The following is a 21,240-nucleotide window of genomic DNA, read 5'->3' as shown; positions in this document are numbered from 1 at the left end:
TGAGTGATATCCAGACTCTGCTCATGGCCTGCCAGTTCGGCGACGGCCAGTTCCCGAGCGGAGCCTTCGGCTTCTCCTGGGGGCTGGAAGGGCTGGTGACCGACGGGCTGGTCGGGCGCGGCGATCTGGTCCCGTTCATCCTCGGGCAGCTCGAAGGCCGCTGGTCCGGGTTCGACCGGGTGTTCGTGGCGCACGCCCATGACAGCGCCGGAGACGAGGCGGCGCTGTGCGGCCTGGACGCCGGCGTGGAAACCTACAGCCTCGCCAGCGCCCAGCGCGAAGGATCGCGCCGCGCGGGAGCGGCATTGCTCGGCATCCATGCCCGGCTGGGCACGCCGGGAGCGGCGGAGTTCCGCAAGCTGGTGTCGGCAGGAAAGACGCCGGGGCATGCCGCCGTGGCGCTGGGGCTGGTGCTCGCCGGAGCCGGTCTGGCGCGCGGTCCGGCGCTGGCCCTGTCGGGCTACGGCTTCGTGTCGGGACTGACGACGGCGGCGATCCGGCTCGGCATCGCGTCGCATATCGACATGCAGCAGGCGATATCCGCTGCCCGGCCCGTCATCGCCGCCCTGGCGCAGTCCCCGGTCCCGCCCATCGACGAGGTTTCCTCGTTCTCTCCCCTGACCGAGATCGCCATGATGCGCCATGGCGCCCGCTCCATGCGCCTCTTCTCGAACTGACGCCGAAAATCCGGAGACATCCATGAACCTGACGCCCACCGAGATGGAGCGGCTGACGCTGTTCACCGCCGCCGAGTTCGCCCGCCGCCACAAGGCGCGGGGAATCCCGCTGTCCCATCCCGAGGCGGTCGCCCTGATCTCCGACGAGATGATGCTGGCCGCCCGCGCCGGCATGGCATACGAAGACATCGTCGACATGGCCTGCGGGCTGCTGACCACCGACGACGTCGTGCAGGGCGTCGCGGAGATGGCGAACATCATCTCGGTCGAAGCCAGCTTCGAGGAAGGCACCAAGATGGTGATCGTGTTCGATCCGATCCGGCCGGGGAAGAACCCGCCGACGGGAGAGCCGGCGCCCGGCGAGATCATCACCCCGGACGAGGATATCGAGGTCAACGCCGGCCGGCGTTCGGTCGTGCTCGACGTGGTCAATACCGGCGACCGCGACATCCAGGTCCGCAGCCACGCCCATTTCTTCGAGACCAACCGCGCGCTGGAGTTCGACCGCGAGAAGTCGTTCGGCATGCGGCTGGACGCGCCGTCCGGCTTCGGCGTCCGCTTCGAGCCGGGTCTGAGGAAGCAGGTGCGGCTGGTGGCGTTCGGCGGCAGCGGGCTGGTGTTCGGGCAGTCCGGCTTGACCGACGGCGACGTCAACGATCCGGGTGTCCGCGAAAAGGCGTTCGCGTCAGCCCGCGCCCGCGGGTTCATGCCTCCCGACGGACCTCTGGACGGGGGAGCCTGAGCCATGGCGAAGATGTCCCGCGCGCATTACGCCGAGATATACGGCCCGACCAAGGGCGACATGGTCCGGCTCGGCGATACCGGCCTGCTGGCCGAGATCGAGCATGACTTCACCGTCTATGGCGACGAGCTGACGACCGGCGCCGGCAAGTCGATGCGCGACGGCGAGGGTTTCCAGACGACGGGGACCTATGCGTCCGGAGCGCTCGACATGGTGGTCCAGAACGCCACGGTGATCGACCCGGTGCTCGGCATCGTCAAGGGCGATATCGGCATCCGCGACGGGCGCATCGTCGGCATCGGCAAGGCCGGCAACCCGGACATCATGGACGGCGTCGCCCCTTCGCTGCGCACCGGCCCCAACACGACCGTGGTGCACGGCGACTTCTACATCGCCACGGCCGGCGGGGTGGAGGCGCACGCGCATTTCCTGTCGCCCCAGCAGTGCGACCACGCGCTGGCCGGCGGCATCACGACCATGATCGGGATGAGCCCCGGCCCCCATTTCGACGTGAGCTGTTCCGGCCCCAACGTGCTCGGCGAGCTGATCCGCGCCGCCGACGAGTACTGCCTGAACTTCGGTTTCCTAGGACGCGGCGCTTCCGACCCCGGCGCCGTCGAGGAAACGGTGGCGGGCGGCGCCCTAGGCGTCAAGATCCACGAGGACTTCGGCGCCTCGTCCGCCGTGATCGACGGCTCGCTGATCGCCGCCGACCGTAACGACTTCGCGGTCCATCTGCACACCGACACGATCAACGAGTTCGGCTTCTGCGAGGACACGCTGGCGGCGATCGACGGCCGGATGATCCACATGTACCACACCGAAGGGGCGGGCGGCGGCCATGCGCCGGACCTGCTGCGGGTCAACGGCTTCGCCAACGTCATCCCGTCGTCGACCAACCCGACCAATCCCTTCACCGCCTATGCCCTTAACGAGGGCGTGCCGATGACGATGCTGGCGCATGTCCTGAACTTCCGCCTGCCGGAAGACGTCGCCTTCGCGGAATCGCGCATCCGGCCGCAGACCATGGCGGCGGAGGACCTGCTGCACGACATGGGCGCGATTTCGATCTTCGCCACCGACACCCAGGGCATGGGGCGGCTGGCCGAGAACGTCGCCAAGTGCTGGCAGCTCGCCAGCGTCATGAAGGAGCGCGTCGGACGGCTGCCGACCGAGAAGACCCAACGGGCCGACAACGAGCGCATCCGGCGCTACGTCGCCAAGTACACGATCAACCCGGCGCGGGCCGTCGGCATCGAGGAGCATGTCGGATCGCTGGAGCCGGGCCGGCTGGCCGACATCGTGCTGTGGCCGCGCAGCTCGTTCGGCGTCAAGCCGTGGATGGTCATCAAGGGCGGCTTCATCGCCTGGGCGGCGATGGGCGACGGCAACGCCAGCCAGACCAATTCCGAGCCGATCATCCAGCGGCCGATGTGGGGAGCGCTGGGCACGGCGAAGCACAAGCTCGGCTATACCTTCGTCTCCCGGCTGGCGGTGGAGGCCGATGTCGAGCGCAGGCTCGGCGTTCAGAAACGCTTCATCCAGATCCGCAACATCCGGGGCATCACCAAGCGCGACATGCTGCACAACGACGCGATGCCCCACATCACGGTCGACTCCCAGACCTTCGACGTCTACGCCGACGGCGCGCTGCTGACCTGCGCCCCGGCCAAGAAGGTGCCGCTGAACCGGAGGTACATGCTGCGATGACCGTTTCCCCTGAAGTAGTCGGCGCCGCCCGTGTCGGCGTCGGCGGCCCGGTCGGGTCCGGCAAGACGGCGCTGGTCGAGCGTCTGATCCCGCTGCTGCGCGGCGACGGGATCGACCTTGCCGTCATCACCAACGACCTCGTGACCAAGGAAGACGCCGAGCGCCTGCGCCGCAGCCGGCTGATCGATCCGGAACGGGTGCTGGCGGTGGAAGCCGGCGCCTGTCCGCACACCGTCATCCGCGAGGACCCGACCCTCAACATCGAGGCGGCGGAGCGGCTGGACGCCCAGTTCCCGGGATTGGAACTGATCCTGATCGAGAGCGGCGGCGACAACCTGGCATCGACCTTCTCGCTGGATCTGGTGGACTACTGGATGTTCGTGATCGATGTCGCAGGCGGCGACGATATCCCGCGCAAGCGCGGTCCCGGCATCATCCAGAGCGACCTGCTGGTCATCAACAAGGTCGATCTGGCGCCCCATGTCGGCGTCGATCTCGACCGCATGGTGGCGGAAGCGCGCGAGGTCCGGGGCGGCAGGCCGGTGGTGCTGACCAATTGCAGGACCGGCGACGGCGTGGAGGGCGTCGTCCGGGCGATCCGCGACGCGGTCCCGCTTGGCAGGACTGTGGGGAGCAGGCAAGCGGGCAGACCGGCGGAAAGCGGGAGCCGATGACCGGGCTGGCCGTTGCGGACCGGGCGCATCAGCTCGATCTGGTATTTGGCCGGACCGGCGGGGCGGGGCCGACGCGGCTGGTCAGCCGGCGGGTAGCCTATCCTTTCTCGGTCGCCGACGTCTTCCGCCTGGACAGGACTTCGCGGGACCCGGCGTCCCGCGACAGGGCGACCGTCATCCTGCAATCGGCCTCGGGCGGGTTGTTCGAGGACGAAGACCTGTCGCTGTCGATCGCGGCGCAGCAAGGCTCCCAGGCCCGCTTCACGACCCCATCCGCCGCCGTCGTTCACGGGATGCCGGGCGGCGGCATGGCCTGTCAGGACGTGACGCTCAAGGCGGACGAAGACGCCCGGCTGGAATACCTGCCCAAGCCGCTGATCCTGTTCCCCGGCAGCAGGCTGCGCCAGCGCATCGTGATCGAAGCCTCCGAGGACGCCACCGTGCTGGCCTGCGACGGCTTCCTCATGCACACGCCCAGGGGAGCCGAGGGCAGCTTCGACTGGCTGGACACGTCGACGGAGATCCGCCGTCCGGGAGGCCTCGTCGTAGCATGCGAACGCATGCGGGTGACCGGCGCCGCCATCGCGCAGGGAAGCGCCGGCCTGAGCGGAAGCTTCCGCGCCTTCGGCTGGATAGCCTTGATCGGCGGAACATACGAAGCCGAGGCGGAAGCCGCTGTGCTGGACGCGATAGCCGGCTGCGGCGAAGCCGTCTACGCTGGCGCATCGCGCCTGCCCGGCGACTGCGGCGTCATGGTCCGTATCGCAGCGCGCGACGGCGGCGCCTTGCTGCCGGCACTGGAGGCGGGGGTGCTTGCGGTGCAGGGGGTGCTGAAACTTTCGAGACCAATGGCCTTGAGGGCCGACTGATACCAAGTACCGAAGATGTTGACCGGTGAAGACGCTGATGCCGTAGGTCGGTCTAGAGCGAAGCGGCAGCCGACAAGCAGGCGCGTCTATGTCGGCTGCCGCTTCGCTCTAGACCGACCTACGCGGCGAAAGTATTGTCACAGGTCAATCTCTCCGGCTCTTGGTATGAGACCAAACCCGGAAAGTTCCGGCCGATCTCGCGCGAACCAGTCGAGGACCCGCGCGGTGGAGCGGCCTGTCCGCTCCACCCGACGGAGGCGAGAATGGGGGCATCCCCCTCAACTGAATACCGGAACCTGCATGCTGCGGCATGCTGCCCCGGTAGCATGGTTCCAGCTCACCACAGCACGTCCTTGCCGAACACAAGCTGGTTCGCGGCGACGTGATCGAGCGTCACCATCGTAATGCCCGCATCGTCTTCGCCGTCCGGGTAGACGACGACCGCCGTGCCGGTGCCCTGCTGAACGAAGCGGATCACCGGTTGTGCATCGGGATCGGCCTGAGCCAGCGATTTGCGGAGACCTTGCAGGTCGATCATATCCGTCCCCGGAGTAAAGTCCTGGACCGTGTCGCCCGCATCGGACAGCTTCAGGAACCCGAAGATGTCGTTCCCGGCTCCCCCGACCAGAAGGTCGGCCCCGCCATTGCCGTAGAGGATGTCGTTGCCTTCTCCGCCGTCCAGGGTATTTCCGTTCGAATTGCCCATCAGCCGGTTATTGAGGTCGTTGCCCAGGCCGACCGACGCCGCCGTACCGTTCAGGTAGAGGTTCTCCACGTAATCCGGCAGCCTTGTCAGGCCCAGCCAGCTCCGGATGCTGTCGGTCCCGCCACCGGGCTCCTCGACCACCAGGTCGCCGGATGAACTCACCAGGTATGTGTCGTCGCCCGCACCGCCGATCATGCGGTCCGGACCGGCGCCGCCTTCGAAGCGGTCGTTGCCGGTAGTGCCATGCAGCAAATCCCCCGCCGAAGTCCCTTCGATCGTATTGGTCGCGGCATCGCTCCACGGCAGCGAAAACGGCTTCTGCCCCGACGGCGGCGTGGGAATCAAGATAGTCGCGATTTCCTTTACCTCCTGATTGTTCGCAACCACCAGGCTGCCGTTGATCGTGACGTTCTGAAGATAGAGGTTCCGGTCGGTACTCCTCGTCCCGTCGTAGAGGTCGTTCAGGAAGACCACGGACACCAGTTTCGCCCCAGCCGACAGGGCGGTGTTGAAGGTGAAGTCCTGCCACTGCCCCTGAGCATGCGAAGCGGTGACCGACGTAACCGGTCCGACAGGCCGGTAATCGACGAAGAGCTGGAACTTGGCGTCGCCCTTGTAAGCGTCCTCGGAGACGCGCACCACGATCGTATCGGTTGCCGGACCTGTCTGTGGCGTCGGTATCACCGGCGCCACGTCCGTTTCGATCAGGTAGCTGCTATCACTCCACCTGTCGCTCGAGCTGGCGTCGTTCCAGTTGCCGTCCCGATAGATCTGCAGCTTGTCTTCGATCAGGTATTTGTTGTTCGGCTCTCCGGGCGCCCAGTTGGTAAAGCCGATCGTTTCACCGTTCAGCCATTTCCACTCGCCCGTATTGTCGCGGCTCCCGCCCAGCCAAGCCCTGGAATTGAAGCTCGTGTTCATCAGCTGGCTTACGACGAAGTCGTGTTCCGCCTGGGTGTTCAGGCTGGCCAGAGCGGTGTTCGGTCCGAACGTGCCGGAGGCTTTAAGCGCATTCTGCCACGTCACCGAAGAGCCCGCCGACTGGACCAGCCCATACCAGTGCCCATTGCCGCCTTCGGCGGTAGACCACTGCACCCATTTGACGATGTCATTCATGTTCTTGTCCGCCTTCCAAAAATACAGCCGAGGCCGGATTGCCCGAGACGCGGACAAATTTTGTAATGGCGTATCTTGATAAAGTATGAACCTGATTTTCTAATTATATAGTATATATTTTATCGCTGTAAATTCAACTCATCTCGAAGCCTATGACTCCGGAAGAGATGATCGTGATACATTTACTCGACTGCCAACTTGATGCGGGCGGCAAGTGTTCTTTCCGGATCACAAAGGCGGCCTCATCCCCACCCGCCATGCCGTCATACACATGCCGTCATGCTCTCCACTCGTCATGCTGCCCATTCATCATGCCAAGACTTGATCTTGGCATCTCCCGGCGAGACTTGGCGGATGGCATGAAGCCTTCGCTTAAGGTTCCCCTATGAACGCAGATGCCGGGAGATACCCGGATCAAGTCCCATGGGCGCAAACCTAGGCTGTCTCTTCCTTTTCTGTCATACCCGGACTTGATCCCATAGGCGCTAACCTAGGCAATCCACCCCCACCTTTACGTCATACCAAGACTTGATCTTGGTATCTCCTTTCAGGAGATGAGGGGATGCCATCCGAATTTCAGGTTGAAGTCCTCACGTCAGCTTTCGCCGGGAGATGCCAAGATCAAGTCTTGGTATGACGGTAGAGTGGAGGAAAATACCCGCGTGACGCGTAGGAACGTTTTAAGTTAGCGCTTATGGAACTTGATCCGGGCATGACGGAAAAGGAGTCGACAGCCTAAGTTTGCTCCCGTGGCCTTCATCCCGTTCCCCACGCGCCCGTAATCAGGCACTTCACAAACCCGGCGAGTTTGAATAAACTGGAAGGAGTTGGGAGGGGTGCGTCAACACCCCTCCCGATAGCTCCGTTAGAGGTTCAGGCCGATCTCGATTTCAATCTCGATCGTCTGTCCCTTCCAGCGGAAGCGGATGGTCCACTTGAACAATGGACACTCCCTCCTCTTGTGTGTCGCGGTGGAGTAGCCAGTCTGCTCCACCCGACGGGAGATTAGGGGGAATGGGTTCAACTAAACACGGGAACTTGCATGCTGCGGCATGCTGCCCCGGTAGTATCAGCAAACTACAAGATTGGTGATGCAATCGTCTGCCCGCTGTGGGTGAAGGATTGTGGGCTAACTCAATTTCGCACAATGCGGAAGTGTCACCTCTGGAACCCTAACGACGTTCAACCAGTGTGAGCGACCATAGACCAATACTATATATATTGGCAGAGTACTGAATAATGATCACCTTGGTGCTTAAGTATTAACAGGAAACTCACGACCAGCATAAGTCATGCGTCAGATATCATGTTAGGGCTTCCAATTTAGAGTGTATTTTAGTGAGTTTGGCAATCAATATTCAGACCGTTTCCACGATTGGATTTGGCCTGAATGGGTTGGGCACTTTCACATCGCACCCACGCATATCATCAATATTTCGGGTAACTAGAACGTATCCATGCACGCGAGCGGTAGCCGCCAGTGCCCGGTCACGCTGGTTCTTGTCTTTTGCTCCAAGCAGCCGTGCCCACTCCGCCGCAACTGGGCCATCGATCGAGACAAGCCGTGAACCGTAAGCGGCTTCCAGCGCGTTCAGTTCGGCAAGTTTTGCCGCCGCAAGATCCGGATCGCTTTTCCTTTTGCGCTCCCATCCACGGCGTTTTTCAAAGAAGGTCATGGCGCTGATCCGGAGGTCGGATTGCGCGACAGAGGCATACCAAGCTCGGACTTCACAATTCCCTTTGGAGTGCAGTTCCCGAAGAACATTCTCGTCCAGCAAATAGACCGTCACGATATCTGGGGCGGTGTCGGTGGTTCGTCATCGCTCTCGACATCCCATACGCCTGACTCGGCCATATCGCTCAGCATCCGCTTGAAGCTGCGCGTTGGCAGCGGTCGGCCGGTCTTGGGATATACCTTGGCGTACTCCACCGCCGCATCGATCTGTTCCGGAGTAAGACCTGGATAGTCCTCGATAATTTCGGCAACGGTCTGACCGCGTGCCAGCGCCGCGATCACATAGACCGGGATGTCGGTGTCACGGATGATCGGATCGGCGTTAAGATGATTGGTCACCAGCGCCTTCACCGCTGACAGACGTTGCAGTCGGTCGGCAATACGCCTGTCGACTTCCGTCAGCTTGAACTCCATGACGCCCATCTCAAGGCGATGCGCGTCGGCGGGTAAGCGTCGCATCGCCTCATAGACCTTGCGTCGCGCTCCTGGGGTCAAATCCTTCTCGATCTCTCCGGCGATAGCCAGAAAGCGCAATTCGGCTGAGCCGATTTTCCGCAGCCGGCAATTACCCTGGCGCTGGAGCTTAGCCTTTATGACGCCGCGATCGACGGCGCGGTTGATCGCCGTGCTCGATTGACCAACGACGTAACCGGCCTCGTTAAGGGTCAGGCTGACCGCGCTTGCCATCGTTGCCTCCGCTGAAAACTCATCCCAGCATAGGGATGAGTTTCGCATTGCTCAAGGGCTTTGTAGGTCAAGGCAATGAGTGGATCTATGGTGATGAGCTGGCCGGAGCCTCATTTTCTATCGGTAGTTCGGGAACCGGCAGATTGGAACCCTGGCTCAGAAACAATGCGATATCGTCTTCCGTGTATCCAAGCAGGCGCCCCAGCGCTCGCTCCTGGTCATCCGTAGGAGCGGTCAGTTCTTCGAAAACGGTCCGCAGGATTTTGGCGGCTTCAGGTACACGTGCCGTCTCACTTGGCAGGGCATAGAGCACACACTTCACCATCGGCGCTGCCGGGTTGGTCGGCTTGAACAGGAAATCAGCTTTGACGATTTTCCCCATCGCGACATGCCGGTCGAACTGTTCCTCTGGCAAGATCCATGTTTCGCTTTCTATGGCGTAGAACAATGCCAACGGCTTCCGGCCCGACAGCATCAATTCAAGCTCTCTTCCCTCATGGGGTCCGATCGATGGCTCGGTGCTATCGTCGATTTTGTCGTGCTCCAGCCCAATGGGCATCTCAACTCCCGCATCCACTGCCGCGCCTGCCTACACGGCAGCAGACGTCAAGTAGCACACGCTGGTCGGAAGCGTCCATGCGACGCCGCAACGCTCCGTGGGGCGTCTCCCAACTGGATCAGCCGCGACGCCCCCAACGCCACCCCTGTAAGGAATATAGTCTTTATATAATCAGCATTCTAGGATACACTCAGCCGCATCAACCGCCACCATTCCGTCTCCGCCACCGACCATGAAGCGCCCCCATGCCCGTCCCGCCGCGCAACCGAACCGTGTCCGTGATGACATCTGCGTACATTCACATACGGGTAGGGGGAGTCAACATCGCCTCAGCCGAACACCTCCGCCGTCCCACGCTCCGCCGACCGGTACGCCCCGAAGGTCAGTTCCAGCGTCCGCAGATTATCCGCCCCGGAGGTATCCGGCTCGCGGCCCTCCCGCAGGCAATCGACCCAGTGGCGCTGGATCGCCAGCACGCTGTCCTGCACCACATGCCAGGGCACGCTCGCCCACGGCAGCAGTTCGGCATCGACCGGCCGGACCTCCCGGTGGCCCGGACGGCTCAGCACAAGGCGGTAGCCCTGCTCAAGCTCGACCGTTCCATCCGTGCCCTCGATCCGCACCAGACACTCGGGGAAGGGCTCCGGCTCCGTCCGGGTGGCGGTGGAAAGCTCCACGACGCAGGTAACGCCGCTGTGGAAGTCCACCAGCATGGTCGCGGTGTCCTCGCCGCGCACCCTGGGGTCGATCCGTGCGGTGCGGCAGTAAAGCCTCCCGGCCTCGCCGAACAGGAAGCGCGCCACGTCCAGCAGGTGCAGGCCGACATCCATGATGATGTAGCGCTCGTCCTCCGCCAGATAGGGCTGGTTGGTGATGATGTCGAAGCCGTGGCGGAACTGGACGCGGCCATAGAAGGGACGCCCGACCCAGCCCTCGTCCAGAACCTGCTTGACCGCCAGCAGCGGGTGCTGCCAGCGGAAGTTCTCGTGGACCATAAGCTGCACGCCGGCATCGGCGCAGGCCCGCACCATCGCCTGCGCGTCCTCCAGGCTCTCGGCGAACGGTTTCTGGCAGATCGAGGGCACGCCATGCCGCGCCGCCAGTTCCACCAGGGGCCGGTGCGACGGCAGCGTCGTCGCGATGTCCACGAAGTCGGGTTTCTGCTCCGCCAGCATGGTTTCGGCATCCGCATAAGCGCGCGGGATGCCGAAGCGCCGCGCAGCAGCCTCCGCCTTGGCAAGGTCGCGGTCGCACACCGCCACCAGCTCGACGCCCTCCAGCGGCGTGTCGCGCATGCTGGTCCAGGCGTTCAGGTGGTTCTCGGCGAAGAAGCCGCAGCCGATCAGCGTGCCGCGCAGCTTGCCGGTCCTTTGGGCATAGCGGGGTGTATCGGATGAAGTCGTCATACGGGTCTCTCCTCGATGCGGATGCGGCGGCGGCCCAGCCGTTCCAGGATGCGGGAGCGCTGGCTGTCCACGAAAACAGCCACGAAAATGATCGAGCTGGTGACCAGCGGGTAGATGTACGGATCGGCGTTGACGATCACCAAGCCGTTCTGCACCGTCTGGATCAGCACGGCGCCGAACACGGTCCCGGCCACTCCCCCGCGCCCGCCGAACAGGCTGACGCCTCCCAGCACCGATGCCGCGACGGCGGCGAACTCCTTCTCCATCGCGAAGGAGGACGCGGCGGCGCCTACCTGCGTGATCGACACGAAGCCGGCGATCCCGGCGCAGGCTCCCGACACGGCGTAGACGGTGGTCAGCACCAGCGGCACGTTGATCCCGGCCTTGGCCGCCGCATCGGGGTTCTCGCCCACCGCATAGACCTGCCGGCCGAACGGGGTGTGGTTCAGGACGATCCAGGCCACCGCGAAGACGATCGCGAAGACCCAGATCGCCCAGGGCACTCCCAGGAACTCCGCCCTAGCCAGCGACAGGACCTGGTCCTTGTAGAAGACCATGCGGGTCTCGGTCACCCACAGCGCCAGCCCGCGCCCGATGAACAAAGTCGCCAGCGTCACGATGAAGGCCGCCACCCGCAGCCGGACCACGAAGAAGGCGTTGACCAGCCCGAACAGCGCACCGACCGCCATCATGGCGGGCACGGCCAGGATCGGCGAGGCATCGGCAAGATATATCCCGAGCAGCGCCACCGACAGGTACATGACGGCGCCGACCGACAGGTCGATCCCGGCGGTCAGCAGGACGAAGGTCATGCCGATGCCGAGGATCGCGATATGCGACGCCTGGATCAGGATGTTGGTGAAGTTCTGGACATCCAGGAACCGGTCCGACAGCGACCCGAACACGGCCAGCACGATGATGAAGAGGGCGACCGGCGCATTCCGCAGCAGGGCCAGACGAAGACGGACGGTATTCATGTCACGCCACCTTTTCCGCGATAGCTGGAGCCCGCCGCTTCATCGCGGCCTCCAGGATGCGCCCGCTGTCGAACTCGCCGCGCGAAAACTCCGCCTGGATCTCGCCGTGGTTCATCACCAGGATGCGGTCGCACAGTCCCATCAGCTCTTCCATCTCCGACGATATCATCAGCACCCCGGCGCCGCCCGCCACCAGCGTATCGATGATCTTGTAGATTTCGAACTTGGCGCCGACATCGATCCCGCGCGTCGGTTCGTCCAGGATGAAGACCTTGGGGTTGCGCAGCAGCCATTTCGCCAGCACCACCTTCTGCTGGTTGCCGCCGCTCAGGCTGCGCGCCAAAGCCGCCACCGGGTCCGCCGCCCGCAGCCTGACCTTCTGGCCGATCCGTCCGACCTCGTCGCCCAGCCGCGTCCGCTCGATGAACCGCGCCCAAGGGGAGGCGTATTCGTCCAGCGAGGCCAGCGCTATGTTGTCGGTGATGGTGGCGTGCATCATCAGCCCTTCGCCGCGCCGGTCTTCCGTCAGGAAGGCCATGCCGTGCTCCATGCAGGTGCGCGGGTTCGGGGCTTCGATCACCGTGCCGTCCACCGCGATGCTCCCGCCGTGAAAGCTGTCCAGGCCGAACAGGATGCGGGCAAGCTCGCTCCGGCCGGCTCCCATCAGGCCGGCGATCCCCAGCACCTCGCCGGCATGCAGCGTCAGGTCGATCTCGTGGACGACGCCGGGCTGGCTGACTCCCCGCACCTCCAGCACCGGTGTTGCGGTCGGGGTGCAGGTCCGCTCCGGGAAAAGCTGGTCCAGCGTCCGTCCGACCATCAGCGATATCATCCGCTCCGTCGGCATCTGGGCGGCGGGACCGCCGCCGACCACCGCCCCGTCGCGCAGCACGGTGATGTCGTCGCAGATCCGGGTGACGTCGGCCAGCACGTGGCTGATATAGATCATCGCAATCCCGCGCCGGCGCAGCCGCTCGATGATGCCGAACAGCCGGTCGGCCTCCCGCCGCGTCAGGGATGTCGTCGGCTCGTCGAAGATGATCACCTTGGCGTCCACACTCAGCGCCTTGGCGATCTCGACCAGCTGCCGCTCGCCCTGGCTGAGGCTGCCCAAATGCGTGCCGGGCGGATGCCGGATATCGACCTGTTCCAGCAGCTCCCGCGCCCGGCGGCGCATCCGCCCGCGGTTGATGAAGGGCAGGGCGCGGCCCAGCCGGGGAAAGCCCGTGATGAACAGGTTTTCCTCGATCGACAGGTTCTCGAACAGGTTCAGTTCCTGGTGGATGAAGGCGATGCCGCCGGCCAGCGCGTCCTTGGGACCGCGCGGGTCGTAGTCGGCCCCCTCAAGCCGGATGCGCCCGCCGTCGCGCGGCAGCACGCCTCCCAGTATGTTCATGGTGGTCGATTTGCCGGAGCCGTTCTCCCCCACCAGCCCCAGCACCCGGCCCCGGTCGAGCGAGAACGAGACGCCGTGCAGGACCTCGACGCCGAAGAAGCTTTTGCGAAGGTTCTCGCATTCGAGCAGGGCCATGGATCGGGCCTCCTCTTCTATATGGATGGGCTAAATCCGGGCGGCGAAGCGGGTGCGGACGGCGTCGATTACGGCGGCCAGAAGGATCACCGCGCCCTTGATCGCGAAGACCGAGAACAGCGACAGCCCCAGCATCTTCAGGCTGGTATCGATCAGCACCAGGAACAGCACGCCGAACACCGTCCACACCACCTTGCCCTTGCCGCCGAACAGGCTGGTGCCGCCGATCACGACGGCGCCGATGATGTCCAGCAGGATCGTCTGCCCCAGGATCGGCGTGCCGGTCTGGAGCCGTCCGGTGTACAGGACAGACGCCACGGCGGCGCAGGCCCCGGAAATCAGGAACGCCGCCGCGATCACGTTCCGCACCGGAACGCCGGAGACATCAGCCGCGCGCCGGTTCTGCCCGCAGGCGTAAAGCCGCCGGCCCAGCACCGTCCGCGCCAGCACGATATGGGCCACTATTCCTACCGCCAGCACGACCCAGAGGGAGTTCGGAACGCCTCCGATATTCCCCTGTCCCAGCACGACGAAGCCGTGCGGCAGGTTGGCGATGCTGCTGGTCGTGGTGTGGAAAGTCGTGAACCAGATCGCAGCGCCCGAAAAGAACATCATCGTCGTCAGCGTGACGATGAACGGCGGCATGCCGAGCCGGGTGATGCAGAAGCCGTTGAACGCGCCTATCGCCAGCCCGACCGCCACCATCGCAAGCATCGCGGCGGGGACCGCCAGCGGCGACCCCGCCAGATAGCCGCCGTCCCCCGTCATGACGCTGGCCCCGACCACGCTCGCCATCGCGATGATCGACGTTACCGACAAATCGATGCCGGCGACGATCAGCACGAAGGTCTGGCCGATCGCCACCACCAGCAACGGCAGCATGTCCGACAGGATGTTCCGCAGCACCTCGACCGAGGCCATCTGCGGCACGAACGGCAGCACCGCCAGGAAGTAGAGGACGCTGAGCCACAGGACCAGATATTCGGAGAGCAGGACGCGGCGCACGAAGCGCCGCATCCCCGAAGACCGGGCCTCGGTTTCCAGGCTGGTAGCCGTCATGGCCGGCGTCAGCCGTTCTTCTGCTTGTAGATCGTATAGCCCCACATGCGGTCGCGCGCCTGCTCCAGGTTGGCCTGATGGATCGCGAAGCCGGGGTCCAGCAGCACCCGCTCCACCGTCTTGCCGTCCTGCAAGTCCACGATGGCGTTGACCGCCAGCTCGGCTTCCTTGAACAGGTCCTGCACGCCGTCGGCGTCCAGGTATTTGTCCTTCAGCAACTCGTAGGCCATCGCGTCGCCATCGAAGCCGCCGAAGATGATATGGTCTTTGTGTCCTATCGGTTGGAACTTGTTCCTGGTTTTCAGAACCTGTACGATCTGCGGGAACAGGAAGTCGGACGACGTGAAGAGGAAGTTGATGTCGGGGTTGGCCTGGAAAGCGTTGGTCAGCCCGGCGAAGGCCACGTCGGCGTTCCATTCCGTCGGGATGCGGGCGACGACGTCGATGATGTCCTTGTTCTTGTCCACCACGTCGAAGAAGCCGTCGCGCCGGCCGATCGCATTGGGGTCGCCCAGATTGCCGATCAGGATCGCGGCCTTGTACTTGCCGCCCTTCTCCTTGGCGACCTTGACCATGTGCTCGACGGTGGCGTTGGTGATGCTGCGGTTGTCGGCGACCACCGCGACGGAGAACGCGTCGGTCTTGGCCGGCGGGCGGTTGAAGTGAACCATCGGCACGCGGGCGTCGTTGGCCGCCTTGATCGCCGGGATGACCGCGTTGCTGTCGGTCTGGACGATGATGATACCGTCGACCTTCCGCGCCAGCATGGCCCGGACCTGCTCGAACTGGCGGTTGTCGTCCTTGTCGGAGATCGCCTGGACCATCTCGTAGCCGCGCTTGGTCAGGTCCTGCTTGATGACGTCGAGGCCCGCGACCCAGAACGGGGAGTAGAGACCGTCGAACAGCACGGCGATGGTCTTCTTGCCCTGCGCCTTGACGTAGACCGGCAAGCCTGCCGTGCCGGCCGCCATCAGGGTAGCCAGCGTGAACTGCCGCCTCGTGAGCTTCATGGTGTTTCCTCCCTGCCCGCGGCTTGTGCCGCTTGGTTTGCTTATACACTCATCATACCAGTTGAGGCGGACCCGACAACGGCAAAATGGAGGGTAGGGAAGGGGAGCCCCGGCCTATCGGCGTTCCGCTATTTCTCGAACTGCCGGTACAGGCTGCTGGCCCGCTTCAGGTGGTCGGACATGGCGGCGGCGGCTTCCTCGGTGTCGCGCTTCGCGATGCCGTTGAAGATCCGTTCATGTTCGTCGATCGTGATCTGCTCGGCCCCGACCGCCCGCAGCAGACTGACATGGTAGACCGCCAGCCAGTCGAACATCGCCTGCGCCACGGCGGCGTAGATCGGGTTGCCGGAAATCGCGGCGATCTCCCGGTGGAACGCCATGTCGCGGGCGAGGAAGCCGGACAGGTCGGTCAGGGCATCGCGGTGCTCCTGAAGCCGCCGCTCCAGCCGCGCGATGTCGGCGTCGCTCGCCCGCTCGGCGGCAAGCCGGACCATGCCGACCTCGAAGAAGACGCGGGCCTCCTTCAGGTGCTCCAAATTCTCCGGAGCATTGGCGAGGAAGTGCTTGGCGCTCTCTCCGACCTGACCGATCAGCTTGGCGGCCGTGATCGGCGTGACCCGTGCCCGCTCGCCGTGGGTGATGGACACCAGACCCATGTGGGAAAGCGTCTGCATCGCTTCCCGGATCGCGGGGCGGCCAACCTGGAACATCTCCATGAGCTGCCGTTCCGACGGAAGCTGGTCGCCGGCGGCATATTCTCCGCTGGTGATGCGGGACAGCAGGCGATCCAGCACTTCCTGAGACAGCTTGCGGCGCGGGATCGGGTCGGTGACGGTCATATCAGGCTCTGATCGGCTTCTTCATGGGAACTGGCATGATGATCGCTCCAGTGCCCCCAAAGCTCAAGGCGGAATCCTATATCCGCTTACCCAGGATTATCCCTTCGTGTCTATACTATTCGTCATAGTATAGTTTTTAATGTTTATTTACCGTTCTCGCCTCGAATGGCTGAAACGATGTGATCTTCGTTTTACGTCTAATTTCGGGGAAGAAATGAAAGGCATTGTATTCAATCTGCTTGAGGAGGTGGTTGGCAGACACTACGGCGACAGCGTCTGGGACGATCTGCTCGACGCCGCTGAACTTACCGGCGCCTATACTTCTCTCGGCAACTACCCCGATTCTGACATGTCGAAGCTGGTCGGAGCGGCTTCGTCGGCCCTCTCCCTGCCGCCCGCGGAGGTGCTGCGCTGGTTCGGCCGTCAGGCGATGCCCCTGCTGGCCGGGCGCTATTCCGCCTTCTTCTCCCCGCATGCCTCGACGCGGTCGTTCCTGACCAGCCTCAACAGCATCATCCACCCGGAAGTCCACAAGCTCTACGCCGGCGCCCATTGCCCGCACTTCCATTTCGAGGACGCGCCCGACGGCGCCCTGCTGATCGGCTACAACTCCCCCCGCCGGCTGTGCGACCTCGCCCACGGCTTCATCGAGGGCGCCGCCGGCCACTACCGGGAAAACGTCCGCCTCGACCACCCGCACTGCATGGCTCACGGCGACCGCCACTGCGTCATCCGCATGACCGCCGCGTGATGGAGTACAGCTTCAAGTGGCGCCAGTCATGACCAGGGACGAACCGACGGAGATCGCGAAGCTGAGGCGCCGGCTGGAGCGAGAGCGCATCGCACGCCAGGAAGCAGAAGCCATTGCGGAACACGGCCTGCGCGACCTCTACCAGCGGAAGAAACAGCTCAATCTGCTGGAAAAGGTCGCCACCATCGCCAACAGCTCCCGCTCCGTCCGCGACGTCCTCCAATCGACCCTGACGGAAATTTGCGGTTTCATGGACTGGCCGGTCGGCCACGCCCTGCTGCTCGACCAGAACTCGGTCGAGCCTTCCCTGCGGTCCGCCGCGATCTGGCACGCCGCCGACCCCGACCGAATCGCTGGGTTCCAGCGGGCGACCGAAGACTCGGCATTTCCCGCCGGTATCGGCTTGCCCGGCGAGGTGATGGCCAGCGCGAAGCCGCACTGGTACTTCAACGCTCCCGAGGAAGACAACTTCCCGCGCCGCCGCCCGGCGCTGGCTTGCGGGATCAAGGCCGGCTTCGCCTTTCCCGTGCTGGTCGGCGAGGACGTCGCCGCCGTCCTGGAGTTCTTCGCCTACAGCACGATCGAACAGGACAAGGCGCTGCTCGGCCTGATGTCCCAGATCGGCGTCCAGCTCGGCCGCGTGATCGAGCGCCGCCGGGCGGAGGAGCGCCTGATCCACGACGCCTCCCACGACGCGCTGACGGACCTGCCCAACCGCTCGCTGTTCCTCGACCACCTCGGCTTGGCGATCGCCCGGCGCAAGTTGAACCGAGGCGTCCACTTCGCGGTGCTCTTCATCGACCTCGACCGCTTCAAGGTGGTCAACGACAGCCTCGGCCATCTGGCGGGCGACCGCATGATCGTGGAAGTCGCGGAGCGGCTGACCGCTGCCCTCCACCAGGAGGAGCTTTCCGCGATGTCCGGCACCGACGGACTGCTGGCCCGGATCGGCGGCGACGAGTTCGCGATCCTGCTGACCGACATCGGCGATCCCAGCGACGCCGTCCGCTTCTCGCACCGCGTCCAGGAAAGCCTGTGCCGTCCCTTCACCATAGACGGGCAGGAAATCCACACCAGCGCCAGCATCGGAATCTCGCTCAGCACCACGCCCTATGCCTATGCCGAAGACGTCCTGCGCGACGCCGACCTGGCGATGTACCGGGCGAAGACGCTGGGCAAATCGCGGACGGAGATGTTCCACCGCGAGATGCACCGCTCCGCGATGACCCGGCTTACCCTGGAAGCCGACCTGCGCCGGGCGATGGTCAACGGCGAATTCCTCCTCCACTACCAGCCGATCGTCTCGCTCGAAAGCCTGGAGGTCGTCGGGTTCGAAGCGCTGGTCCGCTGGCGCCGTCCCGACGGCAGCATGGTCTATCCCGGCGACTTCATCGGCATCGTCGAGGATACCGGTCTGATCGTGGCGCTGGGATTTTGGATCCTGCGCGAGGCCTGCATGGCCACCCGGCGCTGGCAGCGGGAATTCCCGCGCGAGATCCCGCTGACCATCAGCGTCAACATCTCCCCCCGCCAGTTCGCCGAACCCGACCTCGTGGCTCAAGTCCGCCGGATCATCGCCGAAACCGGCATCGATCCGCAGACCGTCCGGCTGGAGATCACCGAGAGCGTCACCATCGGCGACGCCGACCGGGAAGTCAGCATGCTGTCCCAGTTGAAGGACCTCGGCATCCGGCTCAGCATCGACGATTTCGGCACCGGCTATTCCTCGCTCAGCTACCTGCACCGCCTGCCGCTGGACGTCCTCAAGATCGACCGCTCCTTCGTCTCCGCGATGGACAAGAGCGCCGAGAGCTTCCAGATCGTCAACACCATCATGAATCTCGCCCGCAACCTCGGCATGCACGTGGTCGCGGAAGGCGCCGAAGTCGCCGGCCAGATCGAGCAGTTGCAGTCGCTCGGCTGCGACTACGGCCAAGGCTACTTCTTCTCCAAGCCGATGGACCCGGCGGATGTCGTGAAACTGCTCGAAGGGCCGACGCACTGGGCAGGAGTCTAGGCTCCTCCCGGATGCCGCAGCTTCCACGCGCGGACCAGCAGGCCGCAGCCGACCAGCAAGGCCAGCAGGGTGATCGGCACGGCGATCAGGCGGGGGAAGAAGGCGGCCAGGATCGCCAGGGTCAGCAGGATGGCGCCGGCTCCCGCCAGCACTCCGGCTTCGGCACGGCCTACTGCGCGGCGGTTGGTCAGGGCGGCGCCTACGGTGTTGCCGATGCCAAGGCCGCCTGCGGCCATCCGGGCGGTGCTCTGCTTCTTCTGGCGCCGGGCGCCGGGGCTGCGCGGGGTGACGGTAACGGACTGGGGGCGGTGCTTGACGTCCAGGACGACTTCGGTCGATTGGTTCAAGTCTTCCAGGTACATGCTCTCCATCGCCTCGGCGAAGGCGCTGTCCTCGATCGCGACGTCCAGTTCCCAGTTGCCGATCCAACTGGCGATGTTGAGGTTGGTCGAGCCGACGCGCGCCCAGTGGCCGTCGGCGACCGCCGTCTTGGCGTGGAGCATCGGGCCGTTCCACTCGAAGATGCGGACGCCGGCTTCCAGCAGGGGGCGGTAGCTGGCGCGCGACAGTGCCTGGGTGATCGGGATGTCGCTGATGCCGGGGACCAGCAGGCGGACGTCGACGCCATCGCGGGCGGCTTCACCCAAGGCCTGGATATAGGCGGTGGTGCCGACGAAATAGGCGTCGGTCAGCCACAGCCGATCCTGAACGCCGGCGGCGATCAGCAGGTCCAGGCGGTAGACGCCCATTTCCGACGGCTGGCCCTCGATCAGCCGGATCGACACGTCGCCGGAAACCGGGCGGGTATGGCGCGGGATGGGAGCTTCCAGACGCTCCAAGGCCGGGCCGGCGGCGTTCCAGCTATGGCGGAAGGCCGCTTCCAGGTCGTTCAGAACAGGGCCTTCGATCATGACGCCGGTGTCCCGCCAGGGCTTCCGCTTGCCCGTCGGGTCGCCCATCCAGGCGTCTCCGATGCACAGGCCGGAAACGAAGCCGATCCTTCCATCCACCATCAGCGTCTTGCGGTGGTTGCGGCTCAGCCAGCCGAGCGGGCTTTCGAAGCCGGGCGGGTTGAAGCAGCGGACCTGGACTCCGGCTTGCGCCAGCGTCCGGAGCATCTGGCGCGAGGTCTTCCGGAAGCAGCCGAGCCAGTCGTAGAGGAAATGGATGCGGACGCCGGCGCGGGCGCGCTCCGCCAGCAAGTCCACGAAGGTCCGGCCAGTCGCGTCGTTGTAGATGATGTAGTTCTCGAACTGGACGGAGCTTTCCGCCGACTGGATCGCTTCCAGCCACGCCGGATAGTTCTCGGCGCCGTTCTTCAGCAAGGTCAGGCTGTTGCCTGGAACCGCCGAGGCGCCCGTCACCCTGGAGAGCGCCTGGCTTGCCAGCATCTGGTCGAGCGACCGCTCCTTGCGGGTCGCGGCGTGGAGGACGTTGGTCCTTGTCAAGGTCGGTGCCGGCTTCATGTCATCTGTCTGTGCGGACGAACGGTTCGGGCATGAACCGTTCGGGCAAATGCCGACGGGAGAAACACCCGGCGGCGGCTCGGGTTGCGCTTCTCATCCCGAAGCTGGAACTCCCGAGCCTCGAAATAGTTAACGACGGCATGAAGGCGCGTCCCGGTCCTCCGAAAGACCCAGGCGGTCGCCTCGTCCCGATCAATCGAATTTATCAGGAGGTTCGTTTTGAACTCCATCTTGAAGCCCGGTCCGAACACAGGGGCCGCGCAAGCGATCCCTATCACCCTGACGATCAACGGCGAAGTTCGGCACCTGACGGTGGAACCCTGGACCAGCCTCCTGGATCTGCTGCGGGACGAACTCGACCTGACGGGCACCAAGAAGGGCTGCGACCACGGGCAATGCGGTGCCTGTACGGTGCTGATCGACGACCGCCGTGTCAACTCCTGCCTGACGCTGGCCGTCATGAAGGACGGCGCCAGCATCACCACCGTCGAAGGTCTGTCACAGGGCGACGCGCTGCACCCGATGCAGGACGCCTTCATCGAGCACGACGCCTTTCAATGCGGCTACTGTACGCCCGGACAGATCTGTTCCGCCGTAGGATTGATGAAGGAGGGCAGGGCGCAGTCGGCGGACGAGATCCGCGAACTGATGAGCGGCAACCTGTGCAGGTGCGGCTGCTACGTCAACATCGTCACGGCGATCGAACAGG

At 64.4% G+C, this 21,240-nt stretch carries 19 protein-coding genes; 8 read left to right on the top strand and 11 right to left on the bottom strand.

The window, feature by feature from the left end; genetic code table 11:
- The 5 genes from AC5JJ6_RS13180 to AC5JJ6_RS13160 all read left to right on the top strand — a co-directional run.
- On the top strand, nt 1-677 hold a 677-nt coding region (locus tag AC5JJ6_RS13180), incomplete at its 5' end, for an urease accessory protein UreF (RefSeq protein WP_496042481.1).
- Between the two features lie 22 nt (nt 678-699).
- On the top strand, nt 700-1,419 hold the full coding sequence (gene ureB / locus AC5JJ6_RS13175; protein WP_496042480.1) for an urease subunit beta: 720 nt from the start codon (nt 700-702) through the stop codon (nt 1,417-1,419).
- 3 nt (nt 1,420-1,422) lie between these two features.
- Nucleotides 1,423-3,129, top strand: a complete 1,707-nt coding sequence (gene ureC / locus AC5JJ6_RS13170; protein ID WP_496042479.1) for an urease subunit alpha — start codon at nt 1,423-1,425, stop codon at nt 3,127-3,129.
- Nucleotides 3,126-3,803 (top strand): urease accessory protein UreG, encoded by a 678-nt coding sequence (ureG, locus tag AC5JJ6_RS13165; RefSeq protein ID WP_496042478.1) that lies wholly within the window; start codon nt 3,126-3,128, stop codon nt 3,801-3,803. Before ureC ends, ureG begins: the two co-directional genes overlap by 4 nt.
- Nucleotides 3,800-4,672 (top strand): urease accessory protein UreD, encoded by an 873-nt coding sequence (locus AC5JJ6_RS13160; protein ID WP_496042477.1) that lies wholly within the window; start codon nt 3,800-3,802, stop codon nt 4,670-4,672. The genes ureG and AC5JJ6_RS13160 overlap by 4 nt, the downstream gene beginning before the upstream one ends.
- A gap of 337 nt (nt 4,673-5,009) precedes the next feature.
- Here the strand turns inward: AC5JJ6_RS13160 and AC5JJ6_RS13155 are convergent, their stop codons facing one another.
- The 10 genes from AC5JJ6_RS13155 to AC5JJ6_RS13110 form a co-directional block, all read right to left on the bottom strand.
- Nucleotides 5,010-6,494 carry a carbohydrate-binding domain-containing protein gene (locus tag AC5JJ6_RS13155; RefSeq protein ID WP_496042476.1) on the bottom strand — a complete coding sequence of 495 codons (1,485 nt, stop codon included), beginning with the start codon at nt 6,492-6,494 and terminating at the stop codon, nt 5,010-5,012.
- Nucleotides 6,495-7,852: 1,358 nt separating this feature from the next.
- Complete coding sequence (locus AC5JJ6_RS13150) at nt 7,853-8,284, bottom strand: PIN domain-containing protein (protein ID WP_496042475.1); 432 nt, start codon at nt 8,282-8,284, stop codon at nt 7,853-7,855.
- Nucleotides 8,281-8,916: a DUF433 domain-containing protein gene (locus tag AC5JJ6_RS13145; protein WP_496042474.1), complete on the bottom strand. Its 636-nt coding sequence runs from the start codon at nt 8,914-8,916 to the stop codon at nt 8,281-8,283. The genes AC5JJ6_RS13150 and AC5JJ6_RS13145 overlap by 4 nt, the downstream gene beginning before the upstream one ends.
- 85 nt (nt 8,917-9,001) lie before the next feature.
- Nucleotides 9,002-9,475 carry a hypothetical protein gene (locus AC5JJ6_RS13140; protein ID WP_496042473.1) on the bottom strand — a complete coding sequence of 158 codons (474 nt, stop codon included), beginning with the start codon at nt 9,473-9,475 and terminating at the stop codon, nt 9,002-9,004.
- Between the two features lie 329 nt (nt 9,476-9,804).
- Nucleotides 9,805-10,881: a Gfo/Idh/MocA family protein gene (locus tag AC5JJ6_RS13135; RefSeq protein ID WP_496042472.1), complete on the bottom strand. Its 1,077-nt coding sequence runs from the start codon at nt 10,879-10,881 to the stop codon at nt 9,805-9,807.
- The gene (locus AC5JJ6_RS13130) at nt 10,878-11,858 is read right to left on the bottom strand and encodes an ABC transporter permease (protein ID WP_496042471.1); all 981 of its coding nucleotides are present in this window, start codon (nt 11,856-11,858) and stop codon (nt 10,878-10,880) included. Before AC5JJ6_RS13130 ends, AC5JJ6_RS13135 begins: the two co-directional genes overlap by 4 nt.
- A gap of 1 nt (nt 11,859) precedes the next feature.
- On the bottom strand, nt 11,860-13,389 hold the full coding sequence (locus tag AC5JJ6_RS13125) for a sugar ABC transporter ATP-binding protein (protein ID WP_496042470.1): 1,530 nt from the start codon (nt 13,387-13,389) through the stop codon (nt 11,860-11,862).
- A gap of 30 nt (nt 13,390-13,419) precedes the next feature.
- The gene (locus tag AC5JJ6_RS13120) at nt 13,420-14,448 is read right to left on the bottom strand and encodes an ABC transporter permease (protein WP_496042469.1); all 1,029 of its coding nucleotides are present in this window, start codon (nt 14,446-14,448) and stop codon (nt 13,420-13,422) included.
- An 8-nt stretch (nt 14,449-14,456) separates the two neighbouring features.
- Entirely contained in the window at nt 14,457-15,458 is a 1,002-nt protein-coding gene (locus tag AC5JJ6_RS13115; protein WP_496042468.1) for a sugar ABC transporter substrate-binding protein, read from the bottom strand.
- Nucleotides 15,459-15,586: 128 nt separating this feature from the next.
- On the bottom strand, nt 15,587-16,297 hold the full coding sequence (locus AC5JJ6_RS13110) for a transcriptional regulator NanR (protein WP_496042467.1): 711 nt from the start codon (nt 16,295-16,297) through the stop codon (nt 15,587-15,589).
- 214 nt (nt 16,298-16,511) lie between these two features.
- On the opposite strand from AC5JJ6_RS13110, the gene AC5JJ6_RS13105 reads away from it, so the two are divergent.
- On the top strand, nt 16,512-17,048 hold the full coding sequence (locus tag AC5JJ6_RS13105) for a heme NO-binding domain-containing protein (protein ID WP_496042466.1): 537 nt from the start codon (nt 16,512-16,514) through the stop codon (nt 17,046-17,048).
- Nucleotides 17,049-17,076: 28 nt separating this feature from the next.
- Nucleotides 17,077-19,065 carry a putative bifunctional diguanylate cyclase/phosphodiesterase gene (locus AC5JJ6_RS13100; RefSeq protein WP_496042465.1) on the top strand — a complete coding sequence of 663 codons (1,989 nt, stop codon included), beginning with the start codon at nt 17,077-17,079 and terminating at the stop codon, nt 19,063-19,065.
- Here the strand turns inward: AC5JJ6_RS13100 and AC5JJ6_RS13095 are convergent.
- Complete coding sequence (locus AC5JJ6_RS13095; RefSeq protein WP_496042464.1) at nt 19,062-20,513, bottom strand: phospholipase D-like domain-containing protein; 1,452 nt, start codon at nt 20,511-20,513, stop codon at nt 19,062-19,064. The genes AC5JJ6_RS13100 and AC5JJ6_RS13095 overlap by 4 nt on opposite strands.
- 237 nt (nt 20,514-20,750) lie before the next feature.
- On the opposite strand from AC5JJ6_RS13095, the gene AC5JJ6_RS13090 reads away from it, so the two are divergent.
- Nucleotides 20,751-21,240 (top strand): (2Fe-2S)-binding protein (locus AC5JJ6_RS13090; RefSeq protein WP_496042463.1); only part of this gene is annotated, 490 nt, incomplete at its 3' end.

This window comes from Skermanella sp. (genome assembly GCF_059503625.1).
Note: the sequence above shows the minus strand (reverse complement) of the source record. Positions and strands in the feature narration are given on the sequence as shown.

What these genes read in the sequence shown, in the direction of transcription:
- ureB (WP_496042480.1), top strand. Translation starts at nt 700, where the DNA reads ATGAACCTGACGCCCACCGAGATGGAGCGGCTGACGCTGTTCACCGCC.
- ureC (WP_496042479.1), top strand. Translation starts at nt 1,423, where the DNA reads ATGGCGAAGATGTCCCGCGCGCATTACGCCGAGATATACGGCCCGACC.
- ureG (WP_496042478.1), top strand. Translation starts at nt 3,126, where the DNA reads ATGACCGTTTCCCCTGAAGTAGTCGGCGCCGCCCGTGTCGGCGTCGGC.
- AC5JJ6_RS13160 (WP_496042477.1), top strand. Translation starts at nt 3,800, where the DNA reads ATGACCGGGCTGGCCGTTGCGGACCGGGCGCATCAGCTCGATCTGGTA.
- AC5JJ6_RS13155 (WP_496042476.1), bottom strand. Translation starts at nt 6,494, where the DNA reads ATGAATGACATCGTCAAATGGGTGCAGTGGTCTACCGCCGAAGGCGGC.
- AC5JJ6_RS13145 (WP_496042474.1), bottom strand. Translation starts at nt 8,916, where the DNA reads ATGGCAAGCGCGGTCAGCCTGACCCTTAACGAGGCCGGTTACGTCGTT.
- AC5JJ6_RS13140 (WP_496042473.1), bottom strand. Translation starts at nt 9,475, where the DNA reads ATGCCCATTGGGCTGGAGCACGACAAAATCGACGATAGCACCGAGCCA.
- AC5JJ6_RS13135 (WP_496042472.1), bottom strand. Translation starts at nt 10,881, where the DNA reads ATGACGACTTCATCCGATACACCCCGCTATGCCCAAAGGACCGGCAAG.
- AC5JJ6_RS13130 (WP_496042471.1), bottom strand. Translation starts at nt 11,858, where the DNA reads ATGAATACCGTCCGTCTTCGTCTGGCCCTGCTGCGGAATGCGCCGGTC.
- AC5JJ6_RS13125 (WP_496042470.1), bottom strand. Translation starts at nt 13,389, where the DNA reads ATGGCCCTGCTCGAATGCGAGAACCTTCGCAAAAGCTTCTTCGGCGTC.
- AC5JJ6_RS13120 (WP_496042469.1), bottom strand. Translation starts at nt 14,448, where the DNA reads ATGACGGCTACCAGCCTGGAAACCGAGGCCCGGTCTTCGGGGATGCGG.
- AC5JJ6_RS13115 (WP_496042468.1), bottom strand. Translation starts at nt 15,458, where the DNA reads ATGAAGCTCACGAGGCGGCAGTTCACGCTGGCTACCCTGATGGCGGCC.
- AC5JJ6_RS13110 (WP_496042467.1), bottom strand. Translation starts at nt 16,297, where the DNA reads ATGACCGTCACCGACCCGATCCCGCGCCGCAAGCTGTCTCAGGAAGTG.
- AC5JJ6_RS13105 (WP_496042466.1), top strand. Translation starts at nt 16,512, where the DNA reads ATGAAAGGCATTGTATTCAATCTGCTTGAGGAGGTGGTTGGCAGACAC.
- AC5JJ6_RS13100 (WP_496042465.1), top strand. Translation starts at nt 17,077, where the DNA reads ATGACCAGGGACGAACCGACGGAGATCGCGAAGCTGAGGCGCCGGCTG.